This is a genomic window from Halopiger djelfimassiliensis (assembly GCF_000455365.1).
Lineage (GTDB): Archaea > Halobacteriota > Halobacteria > Halobacteriales > Natrialbaceae > Halopiger_B > Halopiger_B djelfimassiliensis.
The window spans coordinates 25,006-43,912 of record NZ_HG315685.1; the positions used below are offsets into that span (position 1 = coordinate 25,006).

General features: G+C 65.8%; 21 protein-coding genes and 1 pseudogene. 11 read left to right on the forward strand and 11 right to left on the reverse strand.

Annotated features, from left to right (window positions below; translation table 11 throughout):
• Window positions 1–179 (reverse strand): annotated as a pseudogene (locus tag TX80_RS18530) (IS200/IS605 family transposase); the annotation flags it as partial.
• A gap of 178 nt (window positions 180–357) precedes the next feature.
• Here TX80_RS18530 and TX80_RS20085 point away from each other — a divergent pair.
• Window positions 358–588, forward strand: coding sequence for a TrkA C-terminal domain-containing protein (locus TX80_RS20085; protein WP_394324879.1), 231 nt, complete (start codon window positions 358–360; stop codon window positions 586–588).
• 56 nt (window positions 589–644) lie between these two features.
• On the opposite strand, the gene TX80_RS06050 is transcribed toward TX80_RS20085, so the two are convergent.
• The gene (locus tag TX80_RS06050) at window positions 645–1,001 is read right to left on the reverse strand and encodes a hypothetical protein (RefSeq protein WP_049922246.1); all 357 of its coding nucleotides are present in this window, start codon (window positions 999–1,001) and stop codon (window positions 645–647) included.
• 184 nt (window positions 1,002–1,185) lie between these two features.
• Complete coding sequence (larE, locus tag TX80_RS06055) at window positions 1,186–2,064, reverse strand: ATP-dependent sacrificial sulfur transferase LarE (protein ID WP_049923166.1); 879 nt, start codon at window positions 2,062–2,064, stop codon at window positions 1,186–1,188.
• Window positions 2,065–2,252: 188 nt separating this feature from the next.
• On the opposite strand from larE, the gene TX80_RS06060 reads away from it, so the two are divergent.
• The gene (locus TX80_RS06060) at window positions 2,253–2,822 is read left to right on the forward strand and encodes a DUF6789 family protein (RefSeq protein ID WP_049922247.1); all 570 of its coding nucleotides are present in this window, start codon (window positions 2,253–2,255) and stop codon (window positions 2,820–2,822) included.
• Between the two features lie 497 nt (window positions 2,823–3,319).
• Here the strand turns inward: TX80_RS06060 and TX80_RS06065 are convergent, their stop codons facing one another.
• The 4 genes from TX80_RS06065 to TX80_RS06085 form a co-directional block, all read right to left on the reverse strand.
• Window positions 3,320–4,411, reverse strand: a complete 1,092-nt coding sequence (locus tag TX80_RS06065; protein WP_049922248.1) for a glutamate-cysteine ligase family protein — start codon at window positions 4,409–4,411, stop codon at window positions 3,320–3,322.
• Between the two features lie 319 nt (window positions 4,412–4,730).
• Complete coding sequence (locus TX80_RS06075) at window positions 4,731–5,246, reverse strand: YciE/YciF ferroxidase family protein (RefSeq protein ID WP_049922250.1); 516 nt, start codon at window positions 5,244–5,246, stop codon at window positions 4,731–4,733.
• 113 nt (window positions 5,247–5,359) lie between these two features.
• A complete protein-coding gene (locus TX80_RS06080; RefSeq protein WP_049922251.1) occupies window positions 5,360–5,947 on the reverse strand; it encodes a YciE/YciF ferroxidase family protein in 588 nt (195 codons plus the stop codon).
• A 21-nt stretch (window positions 5,948–5,968) separates the two neighbouring features.
• Complete coding sequence (locus TX80_RS06085; RefSeq protein ID WP_049922252.1) at window positions 5,969–6,295, reverse strand: DUF5789 family protein; 327 nt, start codon at window positions 6,293–6,295, stop codon at window positions 5,969–5,971.
• Between the two features lie 176 nt (window positions 6,296–6,471).
• On the opposite strand from TX80_RS06085, the gene TX80_RS06090 reads away from it, so the two are divergent.
• Window positions 6,472–7,296 carry an MOSC domain-containing protein gene (locus tag TX80_RS06090; protein WP_049922253.1) on the forward strand — a complete coding sequence of 275 codons (825 nt, stop codon included), beginning with the start codon at window positions 6,472–6,474 and terminating at the stop codon, window positions 7,294–7,296.
• A gap of 46 nt (window positions 7,297–7,342) precedes the next feature.
• The gene (locus TX80_RS06095; RefSeq protein WP_049922254.1) at window positions 7,343–7,684 is read left to right on the forward strand and encodes a hypothetical protein; all 342 of its coding nucleotides are present in this window, start codon (window positions 7,343–7,345) and stop codon (window positions 7,682–7,684) included.
• 24 nt (window positions 7,685–7,708) lie between these two features.
• Here TX80_RS06095 and TX80_RS06100 read toward each other — a convergent pair whose 3' ends face one another.
• Entirely contained in the window at window positions 7,709–7,930 is a 222-nt protein-coding gene (locus tag TX80_RS06100; RefSeq protein WP_049922255.1) for a hypothetical protein, read from the reverse strand.
• Between the two features lie 82 nt (window positions 7,931–8,012).
• Window positions 8,013–9,554, reverse strand: coding sequence for a SagB/ThcOx family dehydrogenase (locus TX80_RS06105; RefSeq protein ID WP_195893046.1), 1,542 nt, complete (start codon window positions 9,552–9,554; stop codon window positions 8,013–8,015).
• A 79-nt stretch (window positions 9,555–9,633) separates the two neighbouring features.
• Here TX80_RS06105 and TX80_RS06110 point away from each other — a divergent pair, with 79 nt between their 5' ends.
• From TX80_RS06110 to TX80_RS06130, 6 genes are all read left to right on the forward strand, one after another.
• Window positions 9,634–11,676: a MutS-related protein gene (locus tag TX80_RS06110; protein WP_049922256.1), complete on the forward strand. Its 2,043-nt coding sequence runs from the start codon at window positions 9,634–9,636 to the stop codon at window positions 11,674–11,676.
• A 140-nt stretch (window positions 11,677–11,816) separates the two neighbouring features.
• On the forward strand, window positions 11,817–11,984 hold the full coding sequence (locus tag TX80_RS18925; RefSeq protein WP_154658593.1) for a DUF1059 domain-containing protein: 168 nt from the start codon (window positions 11,817–11,819) through the stop codon (window positions 11,982–11,984).
• 49 nt (window positions 11,985–12,033) lie between these two features.
• Entirely contained in the window at window positions 12,034–13,164 is a 1,131-nt protein-coding gene (locus TX80_RS06115) for an ORC1-type DNA replication protein (RefSeq protein WP_049922257.1), read from the forward strand.
• A gap of 104 nt (window positions 13,165–13,268) precedes the next feature.
• The gene (locus TX80_RS06120) at window positions 13,269–14,045 is read left to right on the forward strand and encodes a TrkA C-terminal domain-containing protein (RefSeq protein ID WP_049922258.1); all 777 of its coding nucleotides are present in this window, start codon (window positions 13,269–13,271) and stop codon (window positions 14,043–14,045) included.
• Window positions 14,046–14,114: 69 nt separating this feature from the next.
• Window positions 14,115–14,513, forward strand: coding sequence for a DUF2267 domain-containing protein (locus TX80_RS06125; RefSeq protein ID WP_049922259.1), 399 nt, complete (start codon window positions 14,115–14,117; stop codon window positions 14,511–14,513).
• A 53-nt stretch (window positions 14,514–14,566) separates the two neighbouring features.
• Window positions 14,567–14,983, forward strand: a complete 417-nt coding sequence (locus TX80_RS06130) for a DUF2267 domain-containing protein (RefSeq protein ID WP_049922260.1) — start codon at window positions 14,567–14,569, stop codon at window positions 14,981–14,983.
• 22 nt (window positions 14,984–15,005) lie between these two features.
• Here TX80_RS06130 and TX80_RS06135 read toward each other — a convergent pair whose 3' ends face one another.
• The gene (locus tag TX80_RS06135; RefSeq protein ID WP_049923168.1) at window positions 15,006–15,278 is read right to left on the reverse strand and encodes a DUF7553 family protein; all 273 of its coding nucleotides are present in this window, start codon (window positions 15,276–15,278) and stop codon (window positions 15,006–15,008) included.
• A gap of 168 nt (window positions 15,279–15,446) precedes the next feature.
• On the opposite strand from TX80_RS06135, the gene uvrB reads away from it, so the two are divergent.
• Window positions 15,447–17,504, forward strand: coding sequence for an excinuclease ABC subunit UvrB (gene uvrB / locus TX80_RS06140; protein WP_049922261.1), 2,058 nt, complete (start codon window positions 15,447–15,449; stop codon window positions 17,502–17,504).
• A gap of 303 nt (window positions 17,505–17,807) precedes the next feature.
• Here the strand turns inward: uvrB and TX80_RS06145 are convergent, their stop codons facing one another.
• On the reverse strand, window positions 17,808–18,707 hold the full coding sequence (locus TX80_RS06145) for a transcription initiation factor IIB (RefSeq protein WP_049922262.1): 900 nt from the start codon (window positions 18,705–18,707) through the stop codon (window positions 17,808–17,810).
• Window positions 18,708–18,907: the final 200 nt, after the last annotated feature.

Below are 18,907 nucleotides of genomic sequence, written 5' to 3' on the forward strand. Positions count from 1 at the left end.
TACACGTCGCGGAAAATCGCTTCCAGCGAGTCATCGATTGGTTCGAGAATCGCGTGGCGGTACTAAGCGGGATCGAAGATCCCGCGAGGTACGCAAAGCTTCGCTTTGCTTGATTTCGGACACCACACGAAGTGGTAGTTGACGTTGTACACCGTGTGGTTCGACCGCTTCTCACCCATATTGGAGACACGTGATCATCCGCACCTCAGAACCCACCGAACAAGACGAAGAATGACCGACGCACAGGCTCTCGTCAAGACGCTGGATTTCCAACTCGACATCCAGAGTGACAACGAGAGTCTGCTCAAAGACGCCACCCTCGAAGCCCGCTGGGTGTACAACGAAAACGGCGAGGAGGTGGTCTCGCCCGTCGGTCAGCTTCGACTCGTCCGCAGGGCGGCCGAACCGTTCGCCGGGCGGACGCTCGAGGCGGCCAACGGGGACGTCGAAGCCGGGTTGGTGATCGTCGGCATCGAACGCGACGGGACGTTTCGGACGGACCCGACGACGCCGATCGAGGACGACGATAGGGTCGTCGTTGCCGGAACGGACGCGACGGTCCGGGAACTCGAGCGGGAAGTGGCGTGACGGACGGCGTCTCGCGTATCGGGCTTCCGGTGCTGTCCCCGACGCTTCTCGACTGGCTAGCGGTGGTCCCGCGTCCGCTCGGAGGCGTAGTCGACGGCCTCCTCGACCGAGCCGGGGCCGTCGTAGCGACCGGCGAACAGATCCATGAAGTCGTGAGCGATTCGATCGCACCGTTCGAAGGTCAAGACGGTTCTGACGCGGGTCGTCTCGGAGATATCGAGGCCGGGGTAGGTCGTCGTCGTCAGCGCGTAGCCGGGGTGATCTTCGCCGCTGAGCGAGGCCGGTGCGACCTTCAACCGTACGTCGCCCGATTCGTGGCGATAGGTGCGGTACTGCAGTTCCCGGTCCGTCTCGGCCGGGGTATACGTCCGACACTCTTCGATGGCCCACTCGGGCGGTACGTCGGCGTCCATCGGTCACCGGTACCGCACCGAGGGATACGTTCGTATCGTATTGTGCAATATTCTCGAACGTTGTTCCAGATGTCCAACTATCAGTGGTTTGGCGGGATGAATACGGTTATATTTTGGATGAACGTTCGGTCGTAGCCGTTCGTTTCGAACGAGTGACGGAATCGCCGTCGGTCCGTCCTGATCGTCAGCCGTTCGTTCGCGGGTCGGCTGGGTGGTTGTCGTCACCGTCGGCGGTAGCGCCTGCGGGTTCCCCATCGCCTTCCGGACTCACGCTGCCGGTCCGATAACCGTGTAAGTCGAGCGTGACGTGGTCGAACCCGATCTCCGTGAGTTCCTCCCGGACGGTCTCGACGAACTCGAGTTGCAGCGCCCGCTCGAGTTCCTCCGCGGCGACCTCGATGCGTGCGAGACCGTCGTGATCGCGGACGCGGAACTGGTCGAACCCCCACTGGCGCAACAGCGCTTCGGCCCGCTCGACGCGGGTGAGTCGCTCCTCGGTGACCGCAAGCCCCGTCGGGATCCGGGAGGAGAGACAGGCCATCGACGGCTTGTCGGCGACGGAGAGCCCGTAACGCTCGGCGATTTCGCGCACCTCGTCTTTGGTGATGTCGTGGGCCAAAAGCGGCGAGTGAACCTCGAGTTCCTCGACCGCTTGCAGCCCGGGGCGGTGTCCCGCGCCGGGATCGTCGGCGTTGGTGCCGTCACAGACCGTCCCGATCCCGAGTTCGCGGGCGGTTTCGAGCATCTCGCCCAGCCGCATCGTCCGGCAGTGATAGCAGCGATCGTCGTCGTTCTCGACGAAGGCGTCGCTCTCGAGTTCCGAGAAGGAAACGATCTCGTGACGGATGCCGATCTCGTCGGCGACCCGTCTGGCGTCCTCGAGTTCGGCCGCCGGCAGGGTCTCGCTCTTTGCGGTACAGGCGACCGCCTCGTCCCCGAGGGCGTCGTGGGCGAGCGCGGCCACGACGCTCGAGTCGACCCCGCCGGAGAAGGCGACCAGTACGCCGTCCCGTCCCGCGAGGTCCTCGCGTGCGGCCTCGAGTTTCGCCTCGACCGTTGTCATGGCCCGTCGTTCACACCGGACGGGCAAAAGGACGTTGTCGTCGGCGCTCGCTCGAGCGAGTCCCGCATACTGTTTTCCCGCTCGTTGTTCCGGTCTCGTCACCGGATGGACTCGTCCTCGCCGCTGACGGCCGTCCACTGCACGCCGGGCCGTTAAGTCGCCGTTCGTAGTAGGTCCTCGCGTATCCAATGTCCGTGTCCGATCACCTCCGACGCGTGCGGTCGGTCGTCGACACCGAAGGGCACGCCGTCCCGGCCGACGAGCACTCGCGCGCGGAACACGCCGCCGGGGCCGCGCTTCGCGGAATTCAGGCCGGATTCGTCGCGACGCTTATCATGACGGCGTTCCGGCTGCCGATCCTACGCTCGTTGCCGCCGTCGGCGAACTTCTGGGCACAGTACGTCACCGGCGGCGATCCGGAGGCGCACCCGATCGCCGGCCTCCTCTTGCACTTCGGGTACGGGATCCAGGCGGGTGCGATCTTCGGCGCGCTGTTTGCCCTACAGGACGCCGAGCGGTCGATCGAACCCGAACAGCGAGGACTCGTCTGGGGGTCGATCTACGGCATGGTCCTGTCGGCGTTCGGCTCGCAGGTGCTGCTGAAGGAACTGCTCGACATCCGCCTCGAAGCCGACGAACTCGCCCTGTTTCACGCCGGCCATCTCGTCTATGGACTCTCGCTCGGTGCCTGGATCGGCTCCCGAACCGAGGGCGTCGAAGACCCCGAGACGGAGTACGAGTACGACGACGGGAACTGAACTCGAGATCGCAGGTGCTCTCCGCTGTGTCTTTCGCGGGTGAACCGTCTCTCTCATCCGAACGGTTTATGACAACTAACACGAGAGACAGAACATATCAAGGGACTCAAATTTGCGCTTGCTGCCGGCGTTTTTGCAGCCCTCGGCCGCGCAGTCACCGAACTATTCGAGCTCTCGTTCGTGGACTCTCCCGTTGCACACGGGGCGCTTGAGGCGCTTTTCGTCGGTGCAACCGTCTACGCCGGCCTCAAGCTGCTCGAACGAACCGTGGATCCACAGTAGTTCACACGCCCGGTTCGTCGGGACGGACACGAACGCGTTCCGCCGCTGGTTCGCTAGCGGCCAGTCCCGTGGTACAGTACGCCGATCACGTGATCGATGGATCGACCCCCGACGCTGCTGTTGATCGCGGGCTGCGAACGCCACCGGGAGCGAACCGAGCGGGTAAGGCCCTCCCTGCGGCGATCACGGCGGCCGTCCTCGTCGGAAGGTCGCGTTCATCGCCGGTCAACGAGGCGCTCGAGGTCTTCTTCGAGCAGACTGGCGTACTCAAGTCGCAGGTCACACGCGTCGCCCCGCGTCACGTACTCGCGACCGTCGATTCGCGTCGCGATCGGATGGTAGTCGGCCACCGAAACCCCCATTCGGTCGAGGTAGTCGACGACCGCGGTCGACTCGAGCCCCTCGTGGATCGCCGTCTCCGCGAGGTCGCAGGTCGTCTCGAAGTCGGGCAACGCGATCCCGTCGCCGGTGATGCTGCCGGCGTCGTCGACGGTCGCGTCGGGATCGATCTCGACGTTCGTGTGATGGAGCCGTTCCATCACCGACTCGAGATCGGCGGCCAGTTGCAGGAGCTGGCTCGGTAACGCTGCGTCGGGCGAGCGCCACTCCACGGTCGGCATCGCATCCCGCAACCGGATCGGCGTCCAGACGACGTCGTCCGGCGAGAACTGTTCCTCGATCGTCGACTCGTCGATTCCCGCGTCGACCGCGGCGCGTTCGAACTCGTCGTAGCGGTTCTCGAGTCGGCGTCGCCACTCGCCGACGCTTTCGACGTAGCGCCAGAGCTGACCGTGTTTGGGGAAGGATTCGTAGCACTGCTTTCGGTAACAGTAGGCGCGGGCACTGTTTGCCACCCGCTCGCCGTCGACGTACGGCGAGGAGGCGACCAGCGCCAGTGCCGGATCCAGTGCGATGAGCGTATTGAGCTGGTCGGTGACGTTTCGCTTCTCGATGTGGATGTGCGTGCCGGCACACCGTTTCGCGTACGCGAACCGGTCGCCGATCACCGCCTTCTGGATGCGGGCTCGCTCGCCGGGCCGGCGATCGATCGACGTGGTGTTGATCGGCGTTCCCAGCGGGACGAGTCGCTTGTCCAGCTCCGCCGCCCTCGAGAGCACGTCGTCGAGGCACTCGACGAACGCCGTTCGAAGTTCCGCGATCGACTCACACGGTGGTGTTTTCAGCTCGAACAACGGTTCGACGAACTCCCGTTCGGTTCGCTCGGAGACATCGGCGAGCGAGCCCGGTGAGGTGAGTTCGCCGTCGGTGTCGATCACCCAGTACTCGATTTCGATGCTCGTTTGCATGCTCGTGTTGGACTTTCGCGCTCGTCCGTCGGACGCTCAAAACACTCCGATCGCCGTCCGCCGAGGGTCGTTTTCCCGTGGTCGCCGTTTCCGCGTGTGCGGCCGAAGTGCCCGTGCCTGCAGCCGCCTGCCGTACTTCACCGCCCGATCGCGTCCGGTTCGGGTGCGGAGAACCGGTGCCGTGACGACTCCGTCCGAACCCCTTCGTTTCGCGTGCAGTCTCGTGACCGTCGGCGCTCCCGCGGAACGCTTCTCATCGACTCGAGCGAATCGAGCCCGATCCAACCACGGCGGAACACGTCGCGTTTCGCGACGTGGCTCACGCTTCGTCGGGTTCCAGCGATTCCACGATCGACAGCTCCGTCTCGAGGTCTTCGAGCGCCTGGAGCGTCTCCCGTTCGTCCGCGAGGTTCGCCTCGAGCGGTTCGACGACGTCGTCCGCGTAGGCGAGTCGGCCTGCGAGCGTGAGCAGCGTCTCGTACGACCTGATCTCGAGGCGTTCCGCGAGCAGCCCGATCTCGAGTGGGCCCGGGATCGACGAGGCGTTGCCGTCGTCGCCGATCGCTGATTCGTGGCCTAGCCGCCGGGCTTCGGCGAGTCCGTCGACCGTTCGCGACCGGCTCGCCCGGGGCTGTCGACCGAGCGCCTCGAAGACGCGCTCGAGGCGGTCGACGTGGCGGTCGGTTTCCTCGCGGTGGTCGGTAAACCGGCTCGCGAGTTCGTCGCTCGACGCGTCGTTGCTCAGTTCCGCGAGCAGTTCGACGTGGGTACGCTCGGCGTAGTACGCGTGCTGTAACTGGTATCCGAACAGGTCTTCGAGTGTCTCGATGTTCATAGAACGGTAGATTCCGCTGGGTGGTCGGCTGGCGCGTTGCGATTTCGCTCGTTCTCGATCGGGCCCGGGATATCGCGGTCTCGCTCGCACTCCATCGTGGTCGGGACGGTGTGTCACCACGATCGATCGAGCGACGCCCGCCGGCCGTCGTCGACCGGGCTCGCCGCGAGCAGCGATTCCACGGCGTCGCTGCCGGCGAGTTCCTCGAGGTCCGTTCGCAGCGCACGCTCGTCGTCGTAGTTCGTCCGGAGCGCGTCGACGACGTCGTCGGCCTCGCTCCCGTCGAGCGTACTGGCGAGGGCCATGGTCGTCTCGTAGGCCGTACACTCGATCGCCTCGAGTTTCAGCGTCGTCTCGATGTAATACAGCGGCCGGAGTTCGTCGTTCAGCACGACGTTGTTGAACTTCTCCTTGTCGGCGAGCAGTCCGTTCAGTTCCGGAACGGGCCGCGTCTCGGGCGCTTCGTCCAGCGCGCCGAAGGCGCGCTCGATGCGCTCGAGATGGCGCTCGGTTTCCTCGCGGTGGTCGTCGATCGCGGACTGCAACTGCTCGCGACACTCCAACTCGCGCAGGTCGTCCAGCGCATCGACCGCGACGTCGGCCGACAGCGTCTCGAGCGCCGACCGAAGTTCCCGCTCGATGGCGTACAGTCGCTCGAGTTCGGCCGTCAGTGCGTCGCGTGGTGTGGGTGTCGTGCTCATAACGAAGTGGGACCGAACCGCTCAGAACGACTGTTGCATCCGCATGTGCTCGTCCGTGTCGTGCGGGCTGTCCCCGCGGTCGCTGTACCGCGGCCGACCCACGGCGTCGCGTCTGACCCCGTTGAGAATCGCCAGTTCGAGTTCGTCTTTGGTCTCGTAGGTCTCGTGGCCGGAGGTCTCGAGGATCGTCCGCAACGTATCCGACTCGCGCGGATACGTGATTTCGACGTCGGCGAACTCGTCGAGCACTTCCGCGGTCGTCATCGGAAACGTCGCGCTCTCGAACAGGCTGCCGATGTCCCCGATCTCGAGCGATCTGATCTCGTCCGCATCGTCGATATGACTCATCGAACGCGCCTTCCCCGATCGGAGAGTTAGTAGTATAGCCTGCACTCGACGACAGTCCGGTTCCGGTCGAGATCCGATTCAACCCCTCCGTCCTCCGGCACGGGCTCGGCCGTTTCGATTCGCCAATACTGGTCGAACGAACACTTATACGGCGGTCGCGACGATACGTGTGAAAAATGGCACACATCGACCGACTCAGGGTGTATCCCGTAAAGGGCCTCGACGGCATCGAACTCGAGGAGGCGACGATTCTGGAGGGCGGGACGCTGGCACGCGACAGGGAGTTCGTACTCATCGATAACGATCGAAACGTGTCGGGTTCTCCCGACCCTGACGGGGACGTCATCAACGGCAAGCGAACGGACCGAGTCCACGACCTCGCGACCGACTTCGATCCAGAGACGGGGGTTCTCGAGGTCGAAGCCCCCGACGGCGACACCGATCGGTTCGACCTCGAAGCGGACGCGGATCGGGAGCGGGCCGAAGCCTGGTTCGGCGACTTCTTCGACGCGGATCTGACCCTCGAGCGCGATCGTTCGCGGGGGTTCGTGGACCGACGCGGGATGGGGCCGTCGGTGATAAGCACCGCGACCCTTCGAACCGTGGCGTCCTGGTTCGACGGGATGACCGTCGAGGGAGCACGGCGGCGACTCCGGGCGAACGTCGAGGTTTCGGGCGTCGAGCCGTTCTGGGAGGACCGGTTCGTCGGCGCGTCCGCGCCGTCGTTTACGGCCGACGGGATCACGTTCGAGGGGGTGACGCCGTGTGGCCGCTGTGTCGTCCCACGGCGCGATCCCGACACCGGCGATCCGATCCCCGAGTTTCAACAACGGTTCGTCGAGAAGCGCCGGGAGACGTTCCCCGACTGGGCCGACGAGGAGGCCTTCGATCACTACTACGCGGTGATGCTCATCACGCGAGTTCCGGAGGACGATCGCGGCGCGACCGTCGCCGTCGGCGATCCGGTGACGGTCGCCGACGACTGCCCGTCGAAGCCGTGAACTCGCAAGGGGTACGCCGATTGTTCGGGTCGACGAACCGTTATCTATGCCCGATTACGAGATGCACGAGCCCGAGTTTTCGGATACGACGACCGACGAGTGGGAGGAACCGCAACTCGAGGACTTCGACACCGACGACCTGGGCGAGGTCGCGGATCACTTTCTCCTTTCGGCGTCCGGCGTTCCGCCGGAGAACTTCACGGATCTCAAACTCCCCGTCGTCGACCCGGACGGAAACCTGAACAAGAACGCCCTCAGTACGGCGAAAAGCGGCGGCCGTGGCGTCGGCGCGGTCGAAGATCTGGACGAGGAAACGAAAGCCGAAATCGAGGACCTGATCGACGAACTGGCGAACGAACACTTCGAGGAGGCCGACTTCGGCGACTGAATCGGGCTCTAGACGACCAGCTTGCTAGCCCGGACTCGAGGCCGACGAACCGCCCCGGACCAGTTTGAGCAGGCCCTGCGCGGCCAGACCGATGACCGTCCACTTCCAGGCGAGGACGGCCACGCCGAGCAACAGGAGTCCGCGGCTCCTGTTTCCGCGACCGAACGCTCGTTTCGCCTCCGAGAGCACCGACACGACCGTCAGCGATCGAGTGGCTTTCGAACCGAGGAGTTTCGTGAGTGGCATACCGGTACTTGCGGCGGCGATAGAATAACGACGCGCCCGGAGCGAGCAAGCCCCTGCGAGCGTCCGGGTTCGACGCCGTGTGTCACGCCGGCCGCCCCATCGTATACAGAAACATCGGGGTCTGGCCGCCGGCCCGCGGCGAGAAGAACTCCGTGACGACGTCGTCGTAAAAGGTCAGCCCGGTCCCGCCGAGGTCGCGGTGGGCGTAGGTCCCGAGATAGCACCGCCCCGCGGTCATCGCTGCCTCGAGTTGTGCCACGCGATACCCCCGGTCGCCGAGGGCGTCGACGAGTTCCTCGAGATCGGTCATGCAATAGAGGCAGACGGCGGCGTCGCCACCGAGGCGCTGATCCAGCGCGAGGTGGCTCGCCTCCCGGCGGTACTCGCCGGCCCGAAGGCGCTCGAGGTCTCCCGCCGCGGGATGGTAGTGGTACGCCCCCGGTTCGAGCCCTTCGACGCCGTTGACGAGCAGATAGGCGTCGACGAACGACAGCGGCGGGTCGTCCTCGCCGCGAACGTCCATCGGGACGCCGCGGACGGCCCGGTCGAGCACGGTCGACAGTTGTCGACCGCTGATCGGCTCGCGCTCGTACTCGCGACAGGAGCCGCGACGACGGATCGTCCGGTGGAGCGGCCGGCTCGAGGCCGTCTCGGAATCGACCGGCTCGAGGGGAACCCGTTCCCCGTCGCCGGGGTCACGGGTGCCGATCGGTCCCTCCGGTCGGTCGGCGCGCCACGAGTCGGCGGCGGCCCCGTCCGCGAGCGCTCCGGCGTTCCAGGCCTCGTAGATCGGCGGGAACTCCCTCTCGGTCGGCGAGAGCGGCTTCGTATCGGGATCGATCGGTTCGACGGTCGGCGCGTCCGGCGCGGGGTCGCCGTCGCCGACCGGGACGATCTCGAGCGGGGCCTCGCGTTCGGGATCGATGCCGAGGAGTTCGGCGATCGGCTGGTCGGCAAACCCGGTGACGACCGCGGCGCGGTACTCCAGTGTGTGAGCCACCGCGAGCAGGTTCGTGAGCGTCGTTCCGGAGTCCCAGAACGCGTGACGGAACGTTCGTTCCCCGTACTTCCAGGCGTTTCGCCACCACGTCGAGGTCGTGACGATCGACAGCGGCGCGGTCGCGACCCCCTCGTCCCGGCTGGCCGCCGCGAGCACGCCGCGGTAGTCCCCCTTACGGATCACGTCGAGCGACAGCGTCCGCGGATCGAAGTGGTAGACGCCGGCCGCGAGGTCGCCGGCTCCGTCCCGGCTTCCGAGATCCCCGCAGACGACGTAGAGGTCGACGTGATAGAGCGCGCCGGTGGTCGCCGCGGCGCGAAACAGGTGGGTCCGCCCACGTCGTTCGATCGCCGTCGTGATCCCCGCTGCGTAGTAACACAGGGTCGTCACGATCTCTCGGTCCGGCCGCCCCCGATCCCGTCCGTCGGGCGTCGATTCGGCGATCGCCGCAAGGGCCGGCTGCTGTGGCGGGCGAATCCGGTCCATCAGCGGGATCGCGGGCAGGTCCGTGTACTCCTTGTACGGCCGCGGTTTGTTGTCGAAATCCAGCCCGTGACTGCCCTCCCGGACGCGTTTGGGCGAGTGTTTCGTCCGCTCGTGGTACTCGAAGGCCCCGATCGGCATGCCCAGTGGTACCACACCATTCCCGAAAAACCCGGGCGGGAACTTTTTCTCGCTCCGGTTTGATACGCCGGTCGAGAACATGGACCTCGAGTCGATCCCCGGCGTCGGCGAGAAGACGGCCCGGGCGCTGTCGGAACTCGACGATCCCGAGCGCGCGCTGCGGTCGGGCGACGTCGCGGCGATCGCGACGGCCCCCGGCATCTCTCAGGGGCGGGCCGCTCGGATCGCCCGCGGGGCGATCCGAACGAAACACGACGATCCCGGCGGGTTCCTCGCGACCGACCGCGCCCGCGAGGTCTACCGCGAGGTACTCGGATTGCTCAAGGCCCGGACGGTCACCGACTACGCCGCCCAGCGGCTCGAGACGCTCTATCCGAGCCCCTGCCGGTCGCGCATCGAGGAGGTCCGCGAGTTCGCAGCGACGGCCCTCGAGCGCGATCCGGATCCGGACGTCCTCGCTGCCCTCGAGGGCGTCGCCCCCCTCGAGAACCCCGGCGACGTCCGGGTCCGCGAGCGGTGTCTCGCGACGACCGACGCCGAACGATACAGCGAGGCCCGTGGGACGATCCCCGAACTCTCCGTCGAAGTCGTCGAGGACGCGCAGGGACTCGCGGAACTCGCGCGGGGCTACTCGACGGTGATCGCGCTCGACGAGTCCTTCGCCGGCGTGACGATCGACGGTGACGTCCAGGTCAGGCCGGACGCCCTCGAGAACCCCGCCGAGATCGTCCCCGAGCGCCCGCTGTCGTTTTTCGCGCGCAACCGCGACCGACTGCAGGCGGCTATCGCCGTCCACCGGGCCGCTGGACTCGAGGCCGATTGCGACCTCGAAGCCCTCGAGGACGGGCTCGACCGACTCGACGACGATGGGACCGTCGCGGGCGACGACGAACTCGACCGGCTGACGACGGCGGTCGACGATCTCGACGCGGCGGTGAGCGCGGCCGAAAGCGTCGCGAACGACCAGTTGCGGGAGGCGATCCGCGAGGAGGACGTGACGATCGAGGGGTCCGATCTCCTCTCGCTCGTCGAGCGAGGTGCCGGCGTCGACTCGCTGCTCTCCCGGGAGTTGGCCGACGAGTACGCCGCAGCCGTCTCGGCCGCCCGCGAGCACCTGATCGACGCGCTCGATCTCGAGACCGGCGAGGCGGAGATCGCGCGTCGCGTCTTCGGCGACGAGCCGACGTTCCCGGTCGAACGGGACGAAGACGCCGTCAGCCGGCTTCGCGAGGAGCTGACCGCCGCCAAAGAACGGCGGGCGGGGCGGCTCAAGCGCGACCTCGCGGCCGATCTGGCCGACCAGCGCGAGGGTGCTCGGGGCCTCGTTCGGACAGCCCTCGAGCTGGACGTCGAACTCGCGGTCGCCCGGTTCGCCGCCGATTTCGAGTGCATGATGCCGGAGTTCGTCTGGGATATCGCGGCGGACGAGACCGGCTTCGCCATCGAGGGTGGCCGCTCACCCCTGCTCGACGAGCCGCTCGAGGCGATCGACCCCGTCGACTACGAAGTGTCCGGGGTCGCACTGCTGTCGGGCGTCAACAGCGGCGGGAAGACCTCGACGCTGGATCTGGTCGCGAGCGTCGTCGTGCTGGCGCATATGGGGCTTCCCGTTCCCGCCGAGGGGGCCAAACTACGGCGGTTCGACGACCTCCACTACCACGCCAAAACCCAAGGCACGCTCGACGCCGGCGCGTTCGAGTCGACCGTCAGGGAGTTCGCCGACCTCGCACAGGGCGGCGAGGGGTCGCTCGTCCTGGTCGACGAACTCGAGAGCATCACCGAACCCGGGGCGTCGGCGAAGATCATCGCCGGCATTCTCGAGGCGCTTGCGGAAAACGGGGCGACCGCCGTGTTCGTCTCCCACCTTGCCGACGAGATCCGCGAGATGGCCGACTTCGACGTCACCGTCGACGGGATCGAGGCGGTGGGACTGGTCGACGGGGAACTCGAGGTGAACCGCTCGCCGGTCAAAGACCACCTCGCCCGGTCGACGCCGGAGCTGATCGTCGAGAAACTGGCGACGGAATCGCGGGGCGTGGCCACGAACGGCGGGACCGAATCGACTGCCGACGGCGAGGCCGAACCCGTCTTCTACGATCGGTTGCTCGAGAAATTCGAGTAGCCGGATGGCCGTTCTCGATCAGTAGCCGACCGCGGCCGCTCGAAGGCCGCTACGACGCCGTTCGGTCGTCGGAACCGACGGAACAGTCGCAGGACTGTGCAAGTATAACGCATACCACGGTACCGTTCCTTTTCCACGGTATGCCATACCAATTCGAGTGTTCCCAGGGGAACTGCCAGTTTCGGATCCGCTCGAGCAGCGAGGTCGAGGTGAAACGGCTCGTGCGAGCACACGTTCGCATGACTCACGGAACTCGGATCGCACAGGCGGATATCGATCGCGGAATCGAGCGTATCGAACTGGCCTGACGCCGTCCGCTACGAACAACTAAGTAGCTCCGACAGCGTGGTGAAAGTGATGGCAGACGACCCCGACGAGGGGATGTTGTCGTGGGACGAATCCGTGTTCAGGGACGAGCACGTCTTCGAAATCGACTACGTCCCCGAGACGTTCAAGCATCGCGAGGGCCAGATGGAGAGCCTGACGTACGCGCTGCGCCCGGCGGTGCGGGGGTCGCGCCCGCTGAACGTGATGGTCCGTGGGCCGCCCGGAACCGGCAAGACGACCGCGATCCAGAAGCTGTACGACGAGGTCGGTGCCCAGACCAGCGACGTCCGTACCATTCGCGTCAACTGTCAGGTCAACGCGACGCGGTACTCGGTGTTCTCGCGGCTGTTCGAGGGGACCTTCGACTACGAGCCGCCGTCGTCGGGAATCTCGTTCAAGAAGCTGTTCGGGCAGATCGCCGAGAAACTCGTCGAGGAGGACCGCGTCCTCGTCGTCGCGCTCGACGACGTCAACTACCTCTTTTACGAAAACGAGGCCAGCGACACGCTGTACTCGCTGTTGCGTGCCCACGAGGAGTACCCCGGCGCGAAGATCGGCGTGATCGTCGTTTCTTCGGACCCCGCACTCGACGTTATCGATGCGCTCGACTCCCGCGTTCAGAGCGTCTTTCGCCCCGAGGACGTTTACTTCCCGGTTTACGACCAGCCCGAAATCGTCGACATCCTCTCCGAGCGCGTCACGCGCGGCTTCCACGACGGCGTCATCTCCCGGGACACCCTCGAGTACGTCGCCGAACTCACGGCCGAAAGCGGCGACCTCCGGGTCGGGATCGACCTCCTGCGCCGGGCCGGGCTCACCGCCGAGATGCGGGCCAGCCGAACCGTCGAGCGCGAGGACGTCGAACAGGCCTACGAGAAGTCGAAGTACGTCAACCTCTCGCGCTCGCTGTCGGGGCTGACCGACACCGAACGAACGCTGCTCGAGGTGATCGCCCACCACGACGGCGATCAGGCCGGCGAGGTGTACGAGGTCTTTCACGACCGGACCGATTTGGGCTATACGCGCTACTCCGAGATCGTCAACAAACTCGATCAGCTCGGACTGATCGACGCCGAGTACACCGACGTCGAGGGGCGGGGACGTTCTCGATCGCTGTCGCTGTCCTACGAGAAAGACGCCGTGTTGGAACGGCTCGAGTAGCTTCCGTTCGCTGTCCGGCTCTCGAGTCCGGCTCCGAACTCGCGGGTCCCTTGAATGGGCCGGCACCGGATACAAATGAAGTTTCGCCCCTACCCAGAGGGACGATGTATGCGTTCGTCTCTCTGCTCATCATTATCTCGCTGTCGATGCTTGTCGTTCGCGTCGGGACCGTCGCGCTCACGATGACCGGGCTGTCGAAGGAGGTCGCGTCGTTTCAGTCGCTGTCGGCCTTCTCCGGGGCCGGATTCACGACCGACGAGGCCGAGGAGGCGACGGCGTACCCCAGTCGCCGCCGCACCGTCAAGACGCTCATGCGGCTTGGCAACGTCGGCCTCGTGACGACGATCGCCTCGCTTGTCGTCTCCTTCGCCGATCCCGTAACGCGCCTCGAGCGGCTGGTGGTCCTCGTCGCCGTCTGTCTCGTTCTGATCGCACTCGCACGCAGCAAGCGGTTCAACGAGCTGCTCACGCCCGTCATCAAGTGGGGACTGGCCCGGTCCGCCCGCCTCGAGCCGCGCGATTACACCGGACTCCTGAACCTCGATCGGGACTACCGCGTGGCCGACGTCGCGGTCGATGAGGGCGATTGGCTGGCCGGCGAGCGCCTCGACGACCTCGAATTGCGCTCGACGGAGGGGGTGACGATCCTCGGGATCGAACGCGGGAACGGGACCTACATCGGCGCGCCGGCGGGCAAGCACACGATACACCCCGGCGATCGGATCATCGCGTACGGGCAGGAGGAACGGCTGAAGGAACTGGCCGACCGTGGCGAAAACGACGCCGCGGCACACGAAGCCGCAAAGCGGGACCACGATCGACTGCTCGATCACGAACGTAACATCGATCCACGGCGGCTATCGCCGTCGATTCCGGAGTGATCGGGCGGGCGGCCGCGAGCAAGCAGTCGCCGGCCCAACTGCCACGGGCGGCTCCGTCCAACGACCGGTATGGAACGCCACGACTTCTACCGATCCGTCGAACGCCAGGCGACCCTCGCGGACGAGGCCGACGCGCGGGACGCGACGCAGGCGGTACTGTCCGCGCTGGGCGAACGGCTGGACGAGACGCGCCTCCAGCGCCTCGACGGCGACCTCCCCGACGGGATCGGGGACCACCTCACCGACGGTGCCTCGGGCCGGCGGTTCGACTACGACGAGTTCCTCGAGCGCGTCACGGGTCGAACCGATCGCGCCGACGTCGGCGATCCGGAGCGGCTCTCGCGGGCCGTCCTCGGAACGCTGCTCGAGCACGTCGACGAGGACGAACGCGAGGATCTCGGGCAGCGACTCGAGGAACTCGGATACGAGACGATCGTTCTCGAGTCCGGTCCGGGTGCTCGGAGCTAACCCCGGCAGTTGCCGCCCGAAACGTGAGGGAGCGAGTCGGCGTGGCTACACGCATGGATCGAGAGGCACTGCTCCAAACGGTGAGCGACCGCACCGAGACCGATCGGGAGTCGGCGACCGACGCCACGCAGGCGGTACTCACGACGCTCGGCGAGCGGCTAAGCGAAGACGAGGCCGAAGACCTTGCAGCGCAACTGCCGGGCGACCTGAGTCGGGACCTCGTCGAGGGCGAATCGGGACAGCGCTTCCCCGAAGCGGAGTTCGTCTCCCGAATCGACCAGCGAATGGACACCGTCGACCTCGACGGCGAAAAAGCGGCGACGACCGTTCTCGGGACGGTCCTCGACGCGGTTGACGAGGGCGAACGCGCGGCCGTCGTCGCCCAGTTCAAGCACTACGGTTTCGAGGAGTTACTCGCGGAGACGAGCGCCGACGTCGACGTGCAGGACCGGTCGCCGCGCGAATACTAAAACACGTCGTCCGCTCCGGTTCTCAGGCTTGGTCGAGGCTCTCGCGGTAGGTTTCCGTCGTCTCGATCGCCGATTCGACCTTCGATTCGGTGTTGCCGTCCGCCCGCTCGCGAACCTGCCGGAGCGTGTTGAGCCGCTCGTCGAGGAGGGCGTGATCGGGCTCGGTGTCGCTCATCACGTAGTCGGCGAACGCGTCGGCGGTTTCGCGGATGTCGCCGCGGACGTCGTCGTCGTCGTCCGCCGTCTTCGCCGCTTGCTCGAGGTCGTCACGTGCCTGCTGGAGTTCCTGTGTCATACGCGACGACACCACGACGTGACTCATAACGGTTGGGCGGACATTGGCCACGTATCGGTGGCCGGCCGACGCTCGATCGGTCACCGCCGGGCTCGACTCGATCCCGACGGTCTCGTCCCGCGTGCCGCATGCGAGCGGGTAAAGTGCCTCGAACCCCTGATCCCGATAATGACCGACACGCGAGGGCCGCTGCAGCCGGACCGTCCCGACGTCGACCGCCCGTTCGAGGTCGACGCCCCGTTCGACCCCGCGGGCGACCAGCCCGAGGCGATCGACCAACTCGCCGACGGGTTCCGGTCGGGCATGGACAAACAGACCCTGCTCGGCGTGACGGGATCGGGCAAGACAAACACCGTCTCGTGGGTCATCGAGGAAATCCAGAAGCCGACGCTCGTCATCGCCCACAACAAGACGCTCGCGGCGCAACTGTACGAGGAATTCCGGAACCTCTTTCCGAACAACGCCGTCGAGTACTTCGTCTCCTACTACGACTACTATCAGCCCGAGGCTTACGTCGAACAGACCGATACCTACATCGACAAGGACGCCTCGATCAACGACGAGATCGACCGACTGCGCCACTCCGCAACCCGATCGCTGCTGACGCGCGAGGACGTGATCGTCGTCGCTTCCGTCTCCGCGATCTACGGCCTCGGCGATCCGCGCAACTACGTCGATATGTCGCTGCGACTCGAGGTTGGCGAGGAGGTCGGCCGCGACGAACTCCTGAAGCAGCTGGTGGACCTGAACTACGAGCGCAACGACGTCGACTTCACGCAGGGGACCTTCCGCGTTCGCGGTGACACCGTCGAGATCTACCCGATGTACGGCCGGTACGCCGTCCGCGTCGAACTGTGGGGCGACGAGATCGATCGCATGGTCAAAGTCGACCCGCTCGAGGGCGAGACCAAAGGCGACCAGCAAGCCGTGCTCGTCCACCCTGCCGAGCACTACTCGATCCCGGAGACGAAACTCGAGCGGGCGATGGCGGAGATCCGGGAGGACCTCGATAAGCGCATCTCGTACTTCGAGCGCACGGGAGACATGGTCGCCGCACAACGGATCGAGGAGCGGACGACGTTCGACCTCGAGATGATGCAGGAGACCGGCTACTGTTCGGGGATCGAGAACTACTCGGTCTATCTCTCGGACCGCGATTCGGGCGATGCGCCCTACACCTTGCTGGATTACTTCCCCGACGACTTCCTGACCGTCGTCGACGAGTCCCACCAGACGCTTCCCCAGATCAGGGGCCAGTACGAGGGCGACAAATCCCGCAAGGATTCGCTGGTCGAGAACGGCTTCCGGCTGCCGACGAGCTACGATAACCGGCCGCTGACGTTCGAGGAGTTCGAGGAGAAGACGAACCAGACGCTGTACGTCTCGGCGACGCCGGGCGACTACGAGTACGACCACAGCGATCAGGTCGTCGAACAGATCGTACGGCCGACTCATCTGGTCGATCCGAAGGTCGAGGTCTCGCCCGCAAGCGGGCAGGTCGACGATCTCATGGACCGGATCGACGAGCGCGTCGAACGCGACGAGCGGGTGCTCGTCACGACGCTTACCAAACGGATGGCCGAGGACCTCACCGAGTACCTCGAGGAGGCCGGCGTCGCGGTCGAGTACATGCACGACGAGACGGACACCCTCGAGCGCCACGAACTGGTCCGCGGGCTTCGGCTCGGCGAGTTCGACGTTCTCGTCGGCATCAACCTCCTTCGGGAGGGACTCGACATCCCCGAAGTATCGCTGGTGGCGATCCTCGACGCCGATCAGGAGGGGTTCCTGCGGTCGGAGACGACGCTCGTCCAGACGATGGGCCGGGCCGCCCGGAACGTCAACGGCGAGGTCGTCCTCTACGCCGACGACGTTTCGAACGCGATGGAATCGGCGATCGAAGAGACCCAGCGCCGCCGGGAGATCCAACGGGAGTACAACGAGCAACACGGCTACGAGCCGACGACGATCGAGAAGGAAGTGAGCGAGGCCAACCTCCCCGGCAGCAAGACCGAAACCTCCGGCGTCACCGGGAAAGACCTCGCTGACGACGACGAGGCCGCCCGCTACGTCGCCGATCTCGAGGAGCGAATGGAGGAAGCGGCCAGCAACCTCGAGTTCGAACTCGCGGCCGACATCCGGGACCGGATCCGTGAGGTCCGCGAGGAGTTCGATCTCGACGGCGGCGAGGACGAGGGGATCGCGCCGCCGACCGAGGAGTTCTGAGCGTGGGGTCTGGTCCCTCCCGTACCCGGCCATCGTCAGCGGGATCGCATACAGCAGGAGGGTCACTCGCCCTAAAGAGCGGGACGTTGACCCTGAACGGCGATTACACCGCCTACGACACCGTGTCGGCAGAAGGGGAGTCCCACGCTCAAGCCAACGGCTTTAGCCGTGGGTAGATGACTCAATCGTCCATAGCGTCCGGCCGGCGACCTGTTTCTCCGCCGTCCTTCGGTCACGGGCCGACGGCGCTCGCCGAACCGAGGTCGAACGTCGGGGTCCTCGCCGGAACCGCTCCTGATCGTCTCAAAGCGCGTCGAGGTCCGTTACGGTCGACCGGATCGTTACCGGCGCGACGTCACCGACGTCAGCGGCAGCAGCCTGGGTGATCGACGGCCAGGCCTCGCGCTCGTCGGCAGCCTTGTAGAGACAGGCTGCGGCGACGCCGCTCGGATTGCGGCCGCCGATCAAGCCCGCCTTGAACAACGCGTTCACGTGTTCGCGGGCCCGGCGCTCGACGGCCGTCTCGAGTCCGAGCTTCGAGGCGTACCGCGGAAGGTACTCGGTGGGATCGATCGGACCCGTCGGAAGTCCGAACTCGCGGTTGAGGGCGTCGTAGGCGACCGTGAGTTCGTCGCCGTCGGCGCGGGCAACGGCGACGATTTCGTCGATAGTTCGGGCGTTCGAACGGGTTCGACAGGTCGCATAGATCGCGGCCGCGGCGAACCCCTCGAGGGACCGCCCTTGGAGCAGCCCCTCGGACTGGGCGGACTCGAACAGAACACAGGCCTGTTCCCGCGTGTAGTCGGGCAGCGAGAGCGAGGCGTTGACACGCCTGATCTCCGTGAATCCGTAGACTCGGTTTCGTTCGGCCTTCGAGGAGATCCGTGCGCGGTTGTGCTCCCGTCGCAGTCGCGCGATCTGTTGGCGCTTTCGGCCGGTCACCCGAGAACTGTATCCGACGTCGGAGCCGGTGCCGTAGCCGATTTCGGTCGAGAGCCCGCGGTCGTGTCTCGAGCGAGTGAGCGGCGCGCCGGTGCGTCGCCGGTCCGTTTCGTCGTCGTCGAACGATCGCCATTCGGGGCCACGGTCGATCGGATCCTCGGTGGAAACGAGTCCGCAGTCCTCACAGACCAGTTCGGTCCCCTGCTGTCGTACCGTTCCCTTGCATTCGGGACAGATTACGGGCGAGTCGATCTCTGCCATTGGTAAGCTTCTTCGTGACAGGTCTGGTCCCGCAATACTATTTAAATCAACCGAATGATTGGAAATTTAATATTTATACGAACCGCGTGACCGCGTCCCGATCCCCGGGACGCGTCTCGAGGACGGCGTTCCGGATCGCCGCTCGAGTCGGCAACGCGAGTTTGTTGTCCGGGACCACGACCGTCTACGGTCACGGAAGC